This is a genomic window from Caballeronia sp. GAWG2-1, from assembly GCF_023631405.1.
Lineage (GTDB): Bacteria > Pseudomonadota > Gammaproteobacteria > Burkholderiales > Burkholderiaceae > Caballeronia.
Genome location: NZ_JALQDD010000011.1, coordinates 61855 through 77264, shown reverse-complemented (window position 1 = coordinate 77264; position 15410 = coordinate 61855). Strand labels below are relative to the sequence as shown.

Genomic DNA, 15410 nt, shown 5'->3' with positions numbered 1-15410 from the left:
GTCTACCCCCGGCTGTCTAATGGTGAATCACCGAGTGAACGACTACAACGAGCGGACTAACAGGCAGCGCATGCATGCCGCCTTTTCGATCAACGATCCGCGCTGGGGGCGGGGCGAAGGCAACGGCGTGAAGAACGACTCGAAGCGTCCGCAAGACGGCAAGCGCCCGAACGGCAAGGACGAAGGCCCGCCCGATCTCGACGAGATGTGGCGCGACTTCAACCGTCGCATCGCCGGTCTGTTCGGGCGCAAGCCCAACGGCGGCGCGCCGCGCGAGAACGGCCGCGGCACGCGCATCGGGCTTGGCATCGTCATTGGCGTGCTGATCGCCATCTATCTCGGCAGCGGCGTGTTCGTCGTACAGGACGGTCACGTCGGCGTGGTCTCGCAGTTCGGCAAATATCGGCAAACGGTGGCGCAAGGCATTCACTGGCGCCTGCCGTATCCGTTTCAGTCGCACGATATCGTCGACATCTCGCAGGTCCGCTCGGTCGAAGTGGGTCGCGGCACCGCGCTCGCGCAAGGCAACGTGCGCGATGCCTCGGTTCTGACGAACGACGCCGATATCGTCGACGTGCGCTTCGCCGTGCAATATCAGATCAAGTCGCCGACCGACTTCCTGTTCCGCAATCTCGATCCCGACCAGAGCGTCACGCAGGCGTCGCAGGCGGCAGTTCGCGAGATCGCCGGGTCCATCAGCACGGACGACATGCTCTACAAGGATCGCGAGGCGTTGCGCGCGCGTCTAACTGAATCTATCCAGCGCTCGCTCGATCTCTACCGCACCGGTTTGCAGGTGACGGGCGTGACCGTGCAAAGCGTGCAGGTGCCGACGCAAGTGCAGGCGGCATTCGAGGAAGCTTCGCGCGTGCGTCAGGACAACGAGCGCGCTCGCGACACCGCGCAAGCCTATGCCGATCAGCTGCTGCCGCGTGCGAAAGCCGACGCGGCGCGTCTCGTCGACGAAGCCACGGCCTACGGCAATCGCCAGGTAACCGAAGCACAGGGCGACGCCGAGCGCTTCAAGCAGGTCTACGAGCAATACTCGAAAGCGCCCGCGGTCATTCGTCAACGCATGTACCTGGACACGATGCAGCAAATCTATTCGCGTACCACGAAGGTCTTCGTGGACAGCAAGGCAGGCAATAACGTGGTGTACCTGCCGCTGGACAAGCTCGTCGAGGCGAATCGTCAGCAGGTGAAAGAAGCCGATGCCGCCAGTGCCGCCGCAGCCGCAAGCGCGCCCGCTGGCGATGGCGCACAGGCGCGTGCGCCGGGCGTGGCGTCGTCGCCGGCCGTGGTGAGCGCGCCGGCCAACGGAGCGATCAACAACGGCGCGGCCAGCGCGACGACTGCAGCCAGTGCGGCCAGCGCGGCCAGTGCCGCAAGCGGTGCAAGCGACCCGTTGCGCTCCCGCGATGCTTTCCGCTCGCGCAATCGTCAAGACGACCTGCAATAAGGAGCGCGAGAACATGAATCGAATCATTGCGCTTGTGGTCGCTGTCGTGATCGTGCTGTTCATCGGTTCATCGATGATCTTCACGGTCGACGAACGGCATGCTGCTGTCGTGGCTTCCCACGGTGACGGCGAACCGAAACTCGACGGCCCGGGCCTGCATTTCAAGCTGCCCGCGCCGTTCCAGACGCTCACGCTCGTCGATACCCGCACGCTCACCATCGACGAAGCGGGCGCGGACCGCTTCGCCACGTCGGACAAGAACGACGTGCTGGTGAATACCGTCATCAAGTATCGCGTGGCCGATCCGCTCAAACTGTTCGAGAGCAACGAGAAGAACACGCAGACCGCGCAGGAGCGCATCGTCGGGCTCGCGCGCACGTCGCTCGCCAGTGCGTTCGCGAAGCGTTCGCTCACGGACGCGCTCGGCAGCCAGCAAACGCTCGCAAGCGAAGCGCAGAAGTCGGTGGAAGACGCGGCGGCGGCCTTCGGCGTGCAGCTCGTGGATTTACAGATGACGCGTATCGACTTTCCGTCCGTGGTAGCCGACTCCGTCTACAAACGCATGATCGCGGCGCGTCAGCAGGCCGCCGCCATCGAGCGCGCGAAGGGCACGGCGGACGCCGACAAGATCAAGGCGGACGCCCAGCGCGAACAACAGGCGATTCTCGCCGATGCATACAGTCAGGCACAGTCCATCAAGGGCGAAGGAGACAGCAAGGCGGCAGCCATAGCGGCGGACGCCTACGGACGCGATCCGCAGTTCTACCAGTTCTATCAGAGCCTCGAAGCGTATAAGAAGACCTTTAAACCGGGCGACGTGATGGTGGTCGACCCGAGCAGCGATTTCTTCCGCTTCATGCGCGGCCCGAACGGCGGCAGCGCGGATGTTTCTTCCGCGGCTGCCACGGCCAAGCGCTGATCGTGCCCCGCGAAAGCGCGATCCGTTCGCGCTTTCGCCTTTCTCCCTTGGAACATGGCCGAGACGTTACTGCTCGCACTTGCGTTGATGCTGATCATCGAAGGAATGTTTCCCTTCGTTTTTCCGACCGCGTGGCGCGATACCTTTCGCCGCATCGCGGAGCGCCCGACGCATCACATCCGCATCGGCGGACTGATCGCGATGGTGCTCGGGCTCATCCTGCTGCTCATCGCAACGTGAGCACACCGTGATGCGCCAATTGGCCTATCTTGTTTAAATCCGTTCGTCAAAGCGCGCCGCGTCACGCGCCGCGCGCCCCGTAGGAAACGTATCGATGTCCACCTGGTTACTTCCCGAGAATATCGCCGACGTCTTGCCGTCGGAAGCCCGCAAGATCGAAGAGTTGCGACGCCGTCTGCTCGATCGTTTCCGTTCGTACGGTTACGAGCTCGTGATGCCGCCGATGCTCGAATATCTCGAATCGCTTCTGACGAGCGGCGGCAGCGATCTGAACCTGCGCACCTTCAAACTCGTCGATCAGATGTCCGGGCGCACGCTCGGCTTGCGCGCGGACATCACGCCGCAGGTCTCGCGCATCGACGCGCATCTCTTGAACCGGCATGGCGTGACGCGTCTGTGCTATGCGGGCAATGTGCTGCACACGCGTCCGCGCGGCCTGCACGCGACGCGCGAGCAGATTCAAATCGGCGCGGAAATCTACGGTCACGCGGGGCTAGAAGCGGACCTCGAAATCCAGCAACTGATGCTCGATTCGCTGCATCTCGCGGGTCTCACGAAAGTGCGTCTGGATCTGTGCCACGCGGGCGTGCTCGCCGCGTTGCTGGAACTGGAACCGGCGGCTGCATCGCTTGGCGAAGCGCTCTATGAGGCGCTCGCGAGCAAGGATGTGCCGCGTATCAACGAACTCACGGCGCATCTCGGCCAGGTGCCGCGCGAAGCGTTGCGCGCGCTGCCTACGCTCTACGGCGACGCCTCGGTGCTCGAAACCGCGCGCGGCCGTCTGCCGAATCTGCCGGTCATCGCGCGTGCGCTCGACGATCTCGCGTTTCTCGCAAGCCAGGTCGACGGCGCCGAACTCATGATCGATCTCGCCGATTTGCGCGGCTACGCATATCACAGCGGCGTGATGTTCTCCGCCTATGTCGACGGCGTGCCCAACGCGGTCGCGCATGGCGGCCGCTACGACGATGTCGGGCTCGCCTACGGACGTGCGCGTCCGGCAACGGGCTTTTCGCTTGACCTGCGTGAAGTCGCGCGTATTTCTCCCGTCGATGCCCGCGGCAGCGCGATCCTTGCACCGTGGAAGCACGAAGACACGCTACGCGCCGCCGTCGCCGCATTGCGCGATGCCGGCGAAGTGGTCATTCAGGCGCTGCCGGGCCACGAGCACGATCTCGACGAATTCGCCTTCGACCGCGTACTCATCGAGCGCGACGGCCAATGGATCGTCGAAGCGCGCGCCTGAACGCGGCGCATGAGCGCGGCGCATGAAGTGAGACGCGCGTCATACGAATGGATGCCGATTTCCTAACCCCGACGTATCCCGAAAAATTCGGAACCTGTGGCGAACATAGGTAAAATACGTTTTTAACCAGCTAACGAATCAACATGTCTGCCAGTGCAGTGAATGTGAACCCGGGGCGCAACGTCGTCGTGGTGGGCACCCAATGGGGTGATGAGGGCAAGGGCAAGATCGTCGACTGGCTGACGGACCACGCCCAGGGCGTCGTGCGCTTCCAGGGCGGTCATAACGCCGGCCACACGCTCATCATCGGCGGCAAGAAAACCATTCTGCGCCTCATCCCTTCGGGCATCATGCGCGCGGGCACGGCCTGCTATATCGGCAATGGCGTCGTGTTGTCTCCGGAAGCTTTGTTCAAGGAAATCGACGAGCTCGAAGCCGCGGGCATCGACGTTCAGAAACGCCTGTTCATTTCCGAAGCCGCCACGCTCATTCTTCCATATCACGTCGCGATCGATCAGGCGCGCGAAGCGCGTCGCGGCGCGGGCAAGATCGGCACCACGGGGCGCGGTATCGGTCCGGCATACGAAGACAAGGTCGGCCGTCGCGGGCTGCGCGTGCAGGACCTCTTCGACGTGCCGGTGTTTTCCGAACGTCTGCGCGAAGTGCTGGACTTCCACAACTTCGTGCTGAGCAAGTATCTGGGCGCGGCCGAAGTGGACTACCAGCAAACGCTCGACACCATGCTCGGTTACGCGCCGCGTCTCGAACCCATGGTCACGGACGTCTCGCGCCGTCTGTACGACGAAAACCACGCTGGCCGCAATCTGTTGTTCGAAGGTGCGCAAGGCACGCTGCTCGATGTCGATCACGGCACTTACCCGTTCGTCACGTCGAGCAACTGCGTCGCGGGTGCGGCGACTTCGGGCGCGGGTATCGGTCCGCAACGGCTCAACTACATTCTCGGCATCACCAAGGCGTATTGCACGCGCGTCGGTTCGGGCCCGTTTCCGAGCGAACTGTACGATGCCGACAACGCGCAACGTCAGGACCAGGTGGGCTTGAACCTGGCGACCGTCGGCAAGGAATTCGGTTCGGTCACGGGTCGTCCGCGTCGCACGGGCTGGCTCGACGCCGCCGCGCTGCGCCGCTCCATTCAGATCAACGGTATTTCGGGGCTGTGCATCACCAAGCTCGACGTGCTCGACGGTCTCGAAGAAGTGAAGCTGTGCGTAGGCTATAAACTCGACGGCAAAGAGGTCGATATCCTGCCGCGCGGCGCCTCGGAAGTGGCGCGTTGCGAACCGGTCTACGAGACCTTCGGCGGCTGGAAGGAAAGCACCATCGGCATCACGCAATGGGACAGTCTGCCCGAGAACGCGCGTGCTTATCTCGTGCGCGTGCAGGAAGTTGCCGGCGTGCCCATCGACATGGTGTCGACCGGACCGGACCGCGATGAAACCATCCTGTTGCGTCATCCGTTCAAGGTCTGAGCGCGAGCGTTTCAACCTGAGCCGGACGCTGTAAAGAATGTGGCCGCTACCTTGCGGCCACATTTCATATATAACCCGTAGTACGTATTTGAAAGAGTCTTACCATGATCGCGATGACGGACCCGCGCAACGACGACAAAAATCTTTGGGTCAACTGGGATGAATATCACCGGTTGATCGAAGTCCTCGCGCTCAAAGTACACGACTCAGGCTGGAAGTTCGACAAGATCCTGTGTCTGGCGCGCGGCGGGCTGCGCGTCGGCGACCAACTTTCGCGCATTTACGACTTGCCGCTCGCCATTCTCGCAACGAGTTCGTATCGCGAAGCCGCGGGCACGGAGCAGGGCGATCTCGACATCGCGCAGTACATCACCATGACGCGCGGCGAGTTGTCCGGCAACGTCTTGCTGGTGGACGATCTGGTCGACTCAGGCGTTACGCTCGCGCGCGTGCAGGAGCATCTGAAGGAGCGCTATCCGGCCATTACGGCGGTGCGCTCGGCCGTGCTCTGGTACAAGGCGTGCTCGAAGGTTACGCCCGACTATCACGTGCAGTTTCTCGAAACCAATCCGTGGATTCATCAACCGTTCGAGGAGTGGGACACGGTACGGCCGCACAATCTCGGCGCCTGGATCAAGCGGGGCCTGCAGAACAGCCGCGAGTGAGCGCCACTTCGTCGCCTCGTTCTTGCTGCCCGATAACGGGCAAGACGCCGTTCGTCCCGCTTCATGCCGGGCGCAACGGCGTTTTTGCTTTGGGTCACCTAATTTCACAGATGCAGCCAAGCGCCCTGAATCGTTCAGCCGACGCGCACGAACGCGATGCTAAACTCACACACGCGTGTTGCCGGGCAATCGGGCAATACGAGAGGCAGCGTTTTTGCACGCGACGTTAGATAGAATGGCGTTCGTTTCTTTCCGCCCTGGACGGACATCTCGCTTTTATGACTAACATGACTCACGCGCAAGAGCATAAACAGCCTTTGCCATCTCTTGCGCTCGCCGCCATTGGCGTCGTCTTTGGCGACATCGGTACGAGTCCGCTCTATTCCCTGAAGGAAGCGTTCAGCCCGTCGCACGGCATCGCGCTTTCCGAGGCGTCCATTCTCGGCGTCATCTCCTTGCTCTTCTGGGCCATCGTCATGGTGGTCGCGGTCAAGTACGTGCTCTTCGTCATGCGCGCCGACAACAATGGCGAAGGCGGCGTGTTCGCCATGATGACGCTCGCGCTGCGCAGCGTGAAGGAGCCGGGCCGCATGTCGGGCGTGCTGCTGATGCTAGGCATCTTCGGCGCCTGCATGTTCTATGGCGATGCGGTCATCACGCCCGCCATGTCGGTCATCTCGGCGGTGGAAGGGCTGGAACTCGCCGCACCGAAGCTGTCGCCTTACGTGCTGCCGATCACCATGGTCATCCTGGTCCTGCTGTTCTGGATTCAGCGCCATGGCACGGCAGTGGTCGGCAAGCTGTTCGGCCCGATCATGCTGGTGTGGTTCATCACGCTCGCCGTGCTGGGCGCTTATCACATCGTGCTCGCACCGGGCGTGCTGGTCGCGCTCAACCCGTACTATGCAATCTCCTTCATGGCCTCGCACGTGTTGCAGGCTTACATCGTGCTCGGCTCGGTCGTGCTGGTGTTGACCGGCGCGGAAGCGCTCTATGCCGATATGGGCCACTTCGGCGCGAAGCCCATTCGCTGCGGCTGGTACGCGCTCGTCATGCCGTCGCTTCTGCTGAACTACTTCGGGCAGGGCGCGTTGCTCATGCATACGCCGTCGGCCATCGAAAGTCCGTTCTTCTTGCTGGCGCCAGACTGGGCCTTGCTCCCGCTCGTGATCCTTTCCACCGTCGCCACGGTGATTGCATCGCAGGCAGTGATTTCGGGCGCGTATTCGCTGACGAGTCAGGCTATTCAGCTCGGTTACGTGCCGCGCATGAAGATCCTGCATACGTCGGAACTGGCGATCGGGCAGATCTATATTCCGCTCGTCAACTGGATGCTGCTCTTCATCATTCTGTGCATCGTGGTGGGCTTCAAGAGTTCGGAGAATCTGGCGGCGGCTTATGGACTGGCCGTGACCGCGACCATGCTCGTCACGACCATCCTGCTCTCGGTGGTGATGGTCAATCTCTGGGGCTGGAACCGCTGGCTCGTCGGCGCGTTGATCGCGGTGCTGCTCACGATCGACATCGGCTTCTTCGGCGCGAGTCTCTTGAAGATCGGGCAGGGCGGCTGGCTGCCGCTGTGCATCGGCGGAATACTCTTCTTCCTGCTGATGACCTGGTACAAAGGCCGCATGATCGTGAAGGATCGCACGGCCGCCGACGGTATTCCGCTCATGCCGTTCCTGCAAGGGCTGCTCGCGCATCCGCCGCATCGCGTGTCGGGTACGGCGATCTACCTGACAGGCAGCGATTCGCTCGTGCCCGTGAGTCTTCTGCACAACCTGAAGCACAACAAGGTGTTGCACGAGCGCACCATTTTTTTGAACTTCATCACGCGCGATATTCCGTATGTGGATGGCGCGCATCGCATGGAAGTGAAGGACGTTGGCGGCGGGCTCTTTCTCGTGAAGGCCGCGTATGGCTTCAATGAAACGCCGGACGTGAAAGCCGTGCTCGAACAGATCACGCGCACGCACGCAATGACGTTCGAACTCATGGACACGTCGTTCTTCATGGCGCGTGAAACCGTGGTGCCGACCGAGTTGCCGGGCATGTCGGTGTGGCGCGAGCGCGTGTTCGCGTGGATGCATCAGAACGCCGCGAAGCCGACGGACTTCTTCAGCATTCCGGCCAATCGCGTCGTGGAGTTGGGCACGAAGATCGAAATCTGACGAGCGCTTGCTCCCGGAAACAAAAAACCCACGCCGCAAAGCGTGGGTTTTTTGTTTGAAGCGTGCCGGCTGTCAGCGTTTGAGCTTGGCGAAAGCAGCAGCCATCGCGCCACCCGGTTCCGGCTCGCGGCGCTGATTATTCGAACGCGCATCGCGCCCGCCGCCCGCGCGCCGGTCCTGCTGGCCTGCACGCGGTTGCGAAGGCGCGCCGCTGCCTGCCGCTGCCGGCGCGAAGTCATCGTCGAGACGCATGGTCAGCGAGATGCGCTGCCGCTTCACATCCGTTTCAAGCACCTTCACCTTGACGACCTGGCCTGCCTTCACGACTTCATGCGGGTCCTTGATGAACTTCGTCGACAGCGCGGAAACGTGCACGAGTCCGTCCTGATGCACGCCGATATCGACAAACGCGCCGAACGCCGCGACGTTCGTCACCACGCCTTCGAGCACCATGCCCGGTTCGAGATCGGCGATCTTCTCGATGCCTTCGCGGAACGTCGCAGTCTTGAACTCCGGACGCGGATCGCGGCCGGGCTTTTCCAATTCGGCGAGGATGTCGCGCACGGTCGGCAGACCGAAGCGGTCGTCGACGAATTCGGTGGGCGAGAGGCCCGTGAGCGCTTCACGCTTGCCGAGCACATCGCCGACATGCTTCTTGATTTTCGCGAGAATGCGCTCGACGACCGGATACGCTTCCGGGTGCACCGACGAGCGATCCAGCGGATTCTCACCGTTGTTGATACGCAGAAAACCCGCGGCCTGCTCGAACGTCTTGTCGCCGAGACGCGGCACCTTCTTCAAATTCTCGCGCGACGCAAACGGCCCGTTGGCATCGCGATAATCGACGATATTGCGTGCAAGCGTCGCGTTCAAACCGGATACGCGCGCAAGCAGCGCGACCGAAGCCGTGTTGGCATCGACGCCGACGGCGTTCACGCAATCTTCGACGACCGCATCGAGCGAGCGTGCGAGTTCGCGCTGATTCACGTCATGCTGGTACTGGCCGACGCCGATCGCTTTCGGGTCGATCTTGACGAGTTCCGCGAGCGGGTCCTGCAGACGGCGCGCAATGGAAACCGCGCCGCGCAGTGAAACATCGAGGTCCGGAAATTCCTTCGCCGCGAGTTCGGAAGCCGAATACACCGACGCGCCCGCTTCGGAGACGACGATCTTCTGCAACCTGAGTTCGGGATGCTTCGCGATGAGCTCGCTCGCGAGCTTGTCGGTTTCGCGCGATGCCGTGCCGTTGCCGATGGAAATGAGCTCTGCCTGCGTCGCCTTGGCAATGCGCGCGAGCTTCGCGAGCGAACCGTCCCAATCGCGGCGCGGCTCGTGCGGATAGATGGTGTCGGTGGCCAGCACCTTGCCCGTGCGATCGACGACGGCGACTTTCACGCCGGTGCGCAGACCCGGATCGAGGCCAATCACGGCTTTCGGGCCAGCGGGCGCGGCGAGCAGCAAGTCCTTCAGATTGCGCGCGAACACGCGAATGGCTTCGTGCTCGGCTTCCTCTCGCAACTTGGTGAGCAGTTCGTTTTCGATATGCGGCTGCACCTTGACGCGCCAGCACCAGCGGCACACGTCGGCGAGCCATTTGTCGCCCGCGCGGCCGCGATTGGCGATGCCCACGTGCTGCGCGATCATCACTTCGCCCGGATGCGGCGTTTGTGCGTCGAGTTCCTCGCCGAGCCCGAGTTTCACGCTCAGGACGCCCGCGTTACGGCCACGGAACAGCGCGAGCGCGCGATGCGATGGCACCGTGCGGATGGTTTCGCTGTAGTCGTAGTAGTCGCGGAATTTTTCGCCTTCCTCGCCTTGCTTGCCCTCGACCACGGTCGACATGACAAGCCACTGGTTGAACAGGTGCTCGCGCAGCTTGCCGAGAATCTCGGCCGTTTCGCCGAACTGCTCGGACAGGATATCGCGTGCGCCGTCGAGCGCGGCCTTGATATCGGCGACGCCTTTTTCCGTATCGACGAACTTCGCGGCTTCGCTCTGCGGATCGAGCGTCGGGTCGGCAAGGAGCGCCTGTGCAAGCGGTTCCAGGCCGGCTTCGCGAGCAATCTGCGCGCGCGTGCGACGCTTCGGCTTATACGGCAGATACAGGTCTTCCAGCACCTGCTTGCTGTCCGCGCCTTCGATCGATGTACGCAGTTCGTCGGTGAGCTTGCCTTGCTCGTCGATGCTCGAAAGAATCGTGGCGCGCCGGTCTTCGAGTTCGCGCAAATACAGGAGGCGTTCTTCGAGCGTGCGCAGTTGCGTGTCGTCGAGATTGCCGGTCACTTCCTTGCGATACCGGGCGATGAACGGGACAGTCGAGCCTTCATCGAGAAGCTGCACGGCGGCGGCCACCTGGCGCGGCTGCACGGTAAGCTCGGTGGCAATGCGCTGTACGATCTTGAGTGCTACGGTTTGCGTCATGGTCTGCGCTGTCTGCTCTCTGCTGGCCTTGTGCAACGGCAAGACGCAGGGCGCGCATCTCGTGCGACGCGTTGCGCGCTTTACGCCCTGTGTCCCGCTTGGTGCGCGCTGACTACTTCTTGCGCCTCGCAAAGCGGGCGTGCTGCCGGTTGCGGCCGGGTTGCTTGAGCGGGGGATTTTGCCATAAATGGAGAAGGGCTCCGGTTCACGGTGATAGAATTTCGGCATCGCGCAGGCTGCATTGCGTCTGTCGTTGCATCGCTTAATGCATCGGGTCTTTATCACGTTGCCGTCCATTCATTTGCCCAAACTTCGCCTTTCCTCGCTCGCGTCCATCTGCGCCGCGTGCGCGTTTCTGTGCACGCTCGTTCTCGCGCCGAATGCCATCGCGCAGACGCCCAAGGGCATCGACCCCACCACGTCGGTGCGCGCCACGCCGCTCGGCGATGCCTCATCCGCCATGGTCAGTGCCGAGCCGAGCGCCGAAGACGCGCTCAAGGCCGACAACGCGCGCCGGCAAAAGGCGCTCGACAAACGCACCGCGCAGAACGACTACGCATACGGCGTCAAGGAACACGACTGCTACGGCAAGTTCTTCGTGAACCACTGTCTCGACAACGCGCGCACGGCCATGCGTGAAGAGCGCAAGCAGATTCGCCAGCAGCAGCTCGCTCTCGACGACGAACAACGCGCCGAGCGCACGAAGCAGCGCGACGAACAGACCGCGCTCAAGCAGGCACAATACGATGCGGAAGCGCCGCAACGCGCCGCCAGCGAAAAGTCGAGCCAGCAGTCCTACGAGGAAAAGCAGCGTCAGAACGCGCTGTCCGCCGCGCAACGTCAGGCCGAGGCGCCGCAGCGCGCGGCCAATCAGGCCGCGTACGACCGCAAGCAGGCGGACTATCAGCGGCAACTCGAGGAAGCGCGCGCACGCGGCGTGCAGGACGCGCAGGACCGCGAGCAGAAGGCGGACCGTTACGAACAGAAACAACGCGATGCCGCGCAGCATCGCGCGGAAGTCGAGGCGCGTCAGAAAGAAGCCGCGCGCAAGCAGCAGGAAAAGGCACAGCAAGCCCAGCAGGCGCAACAGCAGCAACAGCAGCAACCAGGTAAGTGACGCCCAAGGCACCGCCCGGGCGATGAGGATGAAAGGAGGCGAGCATGCAGCAGCGCTTGAACGCACCCCGACAACCCGCCGTGGATGCCACCGTGCTCCGCGATCGCATCACGCAATTGCAGGAAGAGCATCACGGCTTGTCCACGCTCATCGACAAGATGGGCGGTATCGACGACCTCGAGCTCAGGCGCTTGAAAAAGCGCAAGCTCAAGGTGAAAGACACCATACTTCTGCTGCAACTGCAGCTCGACGGCGACGCGCATTGAAGCGCATCGACGCGGGTCGAGGCGCTTGAGGCAGCAAAGCGCCGCCATGCGCCGTGACCGCAACCGCAGGATCTAGCCCCGCCTTGAACTTACCCGCACAACCCCGCGACAGCGCAAGCGCTGCGCTCGAACTCACGGACAAGCGCCGCACGGAACTCGACGCCATCTTCTCCGCCGAAGGCCTTCTCGCGCGCGCGATCGACGGCTATCGGCCGCGCGCGTCGCAGATCGACATGGCGCGCTCCGTCGCCGCCGCGATGGAAGCGTCCGGCCGCGCCATGCCCGAACCCGCGATGTTCGAATTGCAGCGCCGCCCGGCGCGCAAGCTCGGGCCATCGGACAAGCCGCATGCGATAGACGAGGCATCCGCCGACGACGTGGGTATTGCCACCGCGACGAGCGCCGTCGATGGCGGCGAGAACACGCTGATCGTCGAGGCGGGAACGGGCACGGGCAAGACCTACGCTTATCTCGTTCCGGCCATGTTGTGGGGCGGCAAGGTCATCGTTTCGACCGGGACCAAACACTTGCAGGATCAGCTCTTTCAGCGCGATATCCCGACCGTGCGCGACGCGCTCGCCGTGCCGGTCACCGTCGCGATGCTGAAAGGCCGCGCCAACTATCTTTGCCACTACTATCTCGAACGCACCGCCGACAACGGGCGGCTGCCGACGCGTCAGGACACGTCGCATCTTCAGGAGATCGTGCGCTTCGCCAAGATCACGCGCACGGGCGACAAGGCCGAACTTGCGAGTGTCCCCGAGAACTCGCCCGTCTGGCCGATGGTCACGTCCACGCGCGACAATTGCCTCGGACAAGATTGCCCGCATTACAAGGATTGCTTCGTGATGCAGGCGCGCCGCGAAGCGCAACAGGCGGACATCGTGGTGGTGAACCATCACCTGTTCTTCGCCGATGTAATGCTGCGCGACACCGGCATGGCCGAACTCTTGCCGATGGCGAACACCATCATCTTCGACGAGGCGCATCAGTTGCCCGAGACGGCGACGCTCTTTTTCGGCGAGACGCTTTCGACCACGCAACTGCTCGAACTCGCCCGCGATGCGGTGGCCGAAGGTTTGTCCCACGCTCGCGACGCCGCCGACTGGACCAAGCTCGGCGCGGCGCTCGAACGCGCGGCGCGCGACCTGCGGCTCGCATTCCGGGAAGATTCGATTCGCCTCTCGCTCGGCCAACTCGCCGATGGCCATCCGCTTTTCGAGGCGCTCGACACGCTACAAACCCATCTCGATGCACTCACGGCCGCGCTCGGCGCACACGGCGAGCGCGCGGAGTCGCTGCAGGCGCTGGTGCGGCGCGCGCGCGAATTGCAAGGGCTTTTGTCGGGCTGGACCAAGCCGCCGACCGCGCTCGAACGTGCAGTGGTCGAAGACGCGGATACCGCCGCCGAAGCCGCGCGCGACGAGCCCAACGAGATGGTGCGCTGGATCGAAGTGTTCTCGCACACGGTGCAACTGCACGAGACGCCGCTGTCGGTCGCGCCGATCTTCGCGAAGCAGCGCGCGGGCGTGCCGCGTGCCTGGATCTTCACCTCCGCGACGCTTTCGGTGCGTGGCGATTTCACGCATTACGCGGCGCAAATGGGTTTGAACGCGCGCCGCTCAATGACCTTGCCGAGTCCCTTCGATTACCCGTCGCAGGGCCTTTTGTACGTGCCGCGCAATCTGCCGCAGCCGTCCTCGCCGCAGTTCACCGACGCCGTCTTCGACGCCGCGTTGCCGGTGATCGAGGCATCGGGTGGGGGCGTGTTCATGCTGTGCACGACGCTGCGCGCGGTCGATCGCATCTCCCAGCGTCTGCGCGACGTGATCGAGCGGCGCGGCTGGGACAATCCGCTGCTCGTGCAGGGCGACGCGAGCCGTACCGAGTTGCTCGACCGCTTCCGCGCGTATGGCAATGCGATTCTCGTCGGCAGCCAGAGCTTCTGGGAAGGTGTCGACGTGCGTGGCGATGCGCTTTCGCTCGTGGTCATCGACAAACTACCGTTCGCGCCGCCCGACGATCCCGTGCTTGCCGCGCGCCTCGACGCGCTCACGAAGAAAGGCTTGAGCCCGTTCGCCGTGCATCAGTTGCCGCAGGCCGTCATCACGCTCAAGCAGGGCGCGGGGCGGCTGATTCGCGCGGAGACGGATCGCGGCGTGCTCATGATCTGTGACACGCGGCTCGTCGATAAACCATACGGCCGACGCATCTGGCAAAGCCTGCCGCCGTTCAAGCGCACGCGTGAACTGGAAGTCGCGCGGGCGTTTTTCAGCGAAGCGGCGGACGCGTCGGCGGAGCTTGCCGAGTAAGGCTTGCAGCAGGGCGCGGGAGCGGTTGATCGACAAACAAAATGGGCGCCGAAGCGCCCATTTTTGCCTGACCAGCCGAACGATCTCGCGTTCTGCTTACCAGATCTGATACCACGCCTTTTCCGCGCTCGCGCGACGCTTGCCCGTGACATACGGGCTGTCGGGGAACGTGGCGGCAAGCACGCGCTTGGTGTCGTCGGCGAGTTGCGGCTGATCGAGCTTCTCGTATGAGAGCATCATGAGATGCAGCGCTTCTTCGGTGGCCGGCGCGTTCTTGTATTCGCGAATGGCGAGTTGCGCCCGGTTGATGGACGCGACATACGCGCCGCGACGATAGTAGTAATCCGCCGCGTGGACTTCGTGCGAAGCGAGCGCGTTCACGATATAGCGCATGCGTTGCGCGGCGTCGGGCGCATACTTGCTTTGCGGATATTTATCGACCACGACCTTGAACGCGTCATACGACTCGCGCAGCGACTTCGGGTCGCGCTCGCTCATATCCTGGCCGGAGAAGCGGCCGAAGAGTCCGAGGTCGTCGTTGAAGTGAATCATGCCTTTCAGGTAGTAGGCATAAGAGATGTCCGGATGATCCGGGTGCAGCTTGATGAACCGGTCGATCGCCTGATCCGCCGATGCGGTCTCGCCGTCTTTCCAGTTGCAGTAAGCCACGTTGATCTGCGCCTGCTGCGCGAAGTGACCGAACGGATCGCGGCCTTCGAGCGCTTCGAAATACTTGGAGCACTTGCCCCAGTCGCGGCCTGAAAGCGCGTCCTGGGCCTCCGTATATAATTTGTTGTTGTTCCACGTAGCCGTTTCGTCGGTCTTCTCCGGCAAGCCGTGGCAGGCCGTGACAATGGCGACGCTCGCGCCCAGCGCCAGATACTTGATCGATTGCTGCATCGATTGATGAATGGTGTTGAAGGCTCGCATTAGTGCTTGCTGTTCCTGGCTGAATCTCGCTATGTCTAGCTGTGTGTCCGGTGCGGTTTTCGCTCGGGATTTTCCGTTTGAATATCCCTCGAATTCCGCCCGGTTTCCCGGTCCGCAACGGTCTGGCGCGGCTTCCTTGCGTTGCCTGCATTGAAGTTTGCCCGGCAGTGTCGC

At 62.9% G+C, this 15410-nt stretch carries 12 protein-coding genes; 10 read left to right on the top strand and 2 right to left on the bottom strand.

All coding sequences use genetic code 11. From position 1 onward, the window contains the following. The first annotated feature begins 34 nt into the window (after positions 1-34). The 7 genes from hflK to NCR98_RS07670 all read left to right on the top strand — a co-directional run bounded on the left by hflK (position 35) and on the right by NCR98_RS07670 (position 8190). A complete protein-coding gene (gene hflK, locus NCR98_RS07700) occupies positions 35-1459 on the top strand; it encodes an FtsH protease activity modulator HflK (RefSeq protein WP_250525900.1) in 1425 nt (474 codons plus the stop codon). Between the two features lie 13 nt (positions 1460-1472). Next, entirely contained in the window at positions 1473-2378 is a 906-nt protein-coding gene (gene hflC / locus NCR98_RS07695; protein ID WP_244825330.1) for a protease modulator HflC, read from the top strand. A gap of 54 nt (positions 2379-2432) precedes the next feature. Next, positions 2433-2618 carry a DUF2065 domain-containing protein gene (locus NCR98_RS07690; RefSeq protein ID WP_244825329.1) on the top strand — a complete coding sequence of 62 codons (186 nt, stop codon included), beginning with the start codon at positions 2433-2435 and terminating at the stop codon, positions 2616-2618. Positions 2619-2712: 94 nt separating this feature from the next. Then, a complete protein-coding gene (locus tag NCR98_RS07685; protein ID WP_250464955.1) occupies positions 2713-3864 on the top strand; it encodes an ATP phosphoribosyltransferase regulatory subunit in 1152 nt (383 codons plus the stop codon). A 143-nt stretch (positions 3865-4007) separates the two neighbouring features. Then, the gene (locus tag NCR98_RS07680) at positions 4008-5354 is read left to right on the top strand and encodes an adenylosuccinate synthase (protein WP_250492305.1); all 1347 of its coding nucleotides are present in this window, start codon (positions 4008-4010) and stop codon (positions 5352-5354) included. A 104-nt stretch (positions 5355-5458) separates the two neighbouring features. After that, positions 5459-6019: a phosphoribosyltransferase gene (locus NCR98_RS07675; protein WP_244825326.1), complete on the top strand. Its 561-nt coding sequence runs from the start codon at positions 5459-5461 to the stop codon at positions 6017-6019. Positions 6020-6297: 278 nt separating this feature from the next. Continuing rightward, positions 6298-8190: a potassium transporter Kup gene (locus tag NCR98_RS07670; protein WP_244825325.1), complete on the top strand. Its 1893-nt coding sequence runs from the start codon at positions 6298-6300 to the stop codon at positions 8188-8190. 72 nt (positions 8191-8262) lie between these two features. Here NCR98_RS07670 and NCR98_RS07665 read toward each other — a convergent pair whose 3' ends face one another. Further along, complete coding sequence (locus NCR98_RS07665) at positions 8263-10611, bottom strand: Tex family protein (protein WP_250525899.1); 2349 nt, start codon at positions 10609-10611, stop codon at positions 8263-8265. 265 nt (positions 10612-10876) lie between these two features. Between NCR98_RS07665 and NCR98_RS07660 the strand changes: the two genes are divergently transcribed. The 3 genes from NCR98_RS07660 to yoaA all read left to right on the top strand — a co-directional run bounded on the left by NCR98_RS07660 (position 10877) and on the right by yoaA (position 14306). Further along, positions 10877-11728 carry a colicin transporter gene (locus NCR98_RS07660; protein ID WP_250525898.1) on the top strand — a complete coding sequence of 284 codons (852 nt, stop codon included), beginning with the start codon at positions 10877-10879 and terminating at the stop codon, positions 11726-11728. Positions 11729-11772: 44 nt separating this feature from the next. Then, positions 11773-11994, top strand: a complete 222-nt coding sequence (locus NCR98_RS07655) for a DUF465 domain-containing protein (protein ID WP_244825322.1) — start codon at positions 11773-11775, stop codon at positions 11992-11994. An 83-nt stretch (positions 11995-12077) separates the two neighbouring features. After that, complete coding sequence (gene yoaA, locus NCR98_RS07650; RefSeq protein WP_244825321.1) at positions 12078-14306, top strand: DNA repair helicase YoaA; 2229 nt, start codon at positions 12078-12080, stop codon at positions 14304-14306. 96 nt (positions 14307-14402) lie between these two features. Here the strand turns inward: yoaA and NCR98_RS07645 are convergent, their stop codons facing one another. Next, positions 14403-15206, bottom strand: coding sequence for an outer membrane protein assembly factor BamD (locus NCR98_RS07645; protein WP_244828049.1), 804 nt, complete (start codon positions 15204-15206; stop codon positions 14403-14405). Between the last annotated feature and the right edge of the window lie 204 nt (positions 15207-15410).

Coding starts and splice junctions, on each gene's coding strand:
- hflC (WP_244825330.1), top strand. CDS start 1,473: ATGAATCGAATCATTGCGCTTGTGGTCGCTGTCGTGATCGTGCTGTTC.
- NCR98_RS07690 (WP_244825329.1), top strand. CDS start 2,433: ATGGCCGAGACGTTACTGCTCGCACTTGCGTTGATGCTGATCATCGAA.
- NCR98_RS07685 (WP_250464955.1), top strand. CDS start 2,713: ATGTCCACCTGGTTACTTCCCGAGAATATCGCCGACGTCTTGCCGTCG.
- NCR98_RS07680 (WP_250492305.1), top strand. CDS start 4,008: ATGTCTGCCAGTGCAGTGAATGTGAACCCGGGGCGCAACGTCGTCGTG.
- NCR98_RS07675 (WP_244825326.1), top strand. CDS start 5,459: ATGATCGCGATGACGGACCCGCGCAACGACGACAAAAATCTTTGGGTC.
- NCR98_RS07670 (WP_244825325.1), top strand. CDS start 6,298: ATGACTAACATGACTCACGCGCAAGAGCATAAACAGCCTTTGCCATCT.
- NCR98_RS07665 (WP_250525899.1), bottom strand. CDS start 10,611: ATGACGCAAACCGTAGCACTCAAGATCGTACAGCGCATTGCCACCGAG.
- NCR98_RS07660 (WP_250525898.1), top strand. CDS start 10,877: ATGCATCGGGTCTTTATCACGTTGCCGTCCATTCATTTGCCCAAACTT.
- NCR98_RS07655 (WP_244825322.1), top strand. CDS start 11,773: ATGCAGCAGCGCTTGAACGCACCCCGACAACCCGCCGTGGATGCCACC.
- NCR98_RS07645 (WP_244828049.1), bottom strand. CDS start 15,206: ATGCAGCAATCGATCAAGTATCTGGCGCTGGGCGCGAGCGTCGCCATT.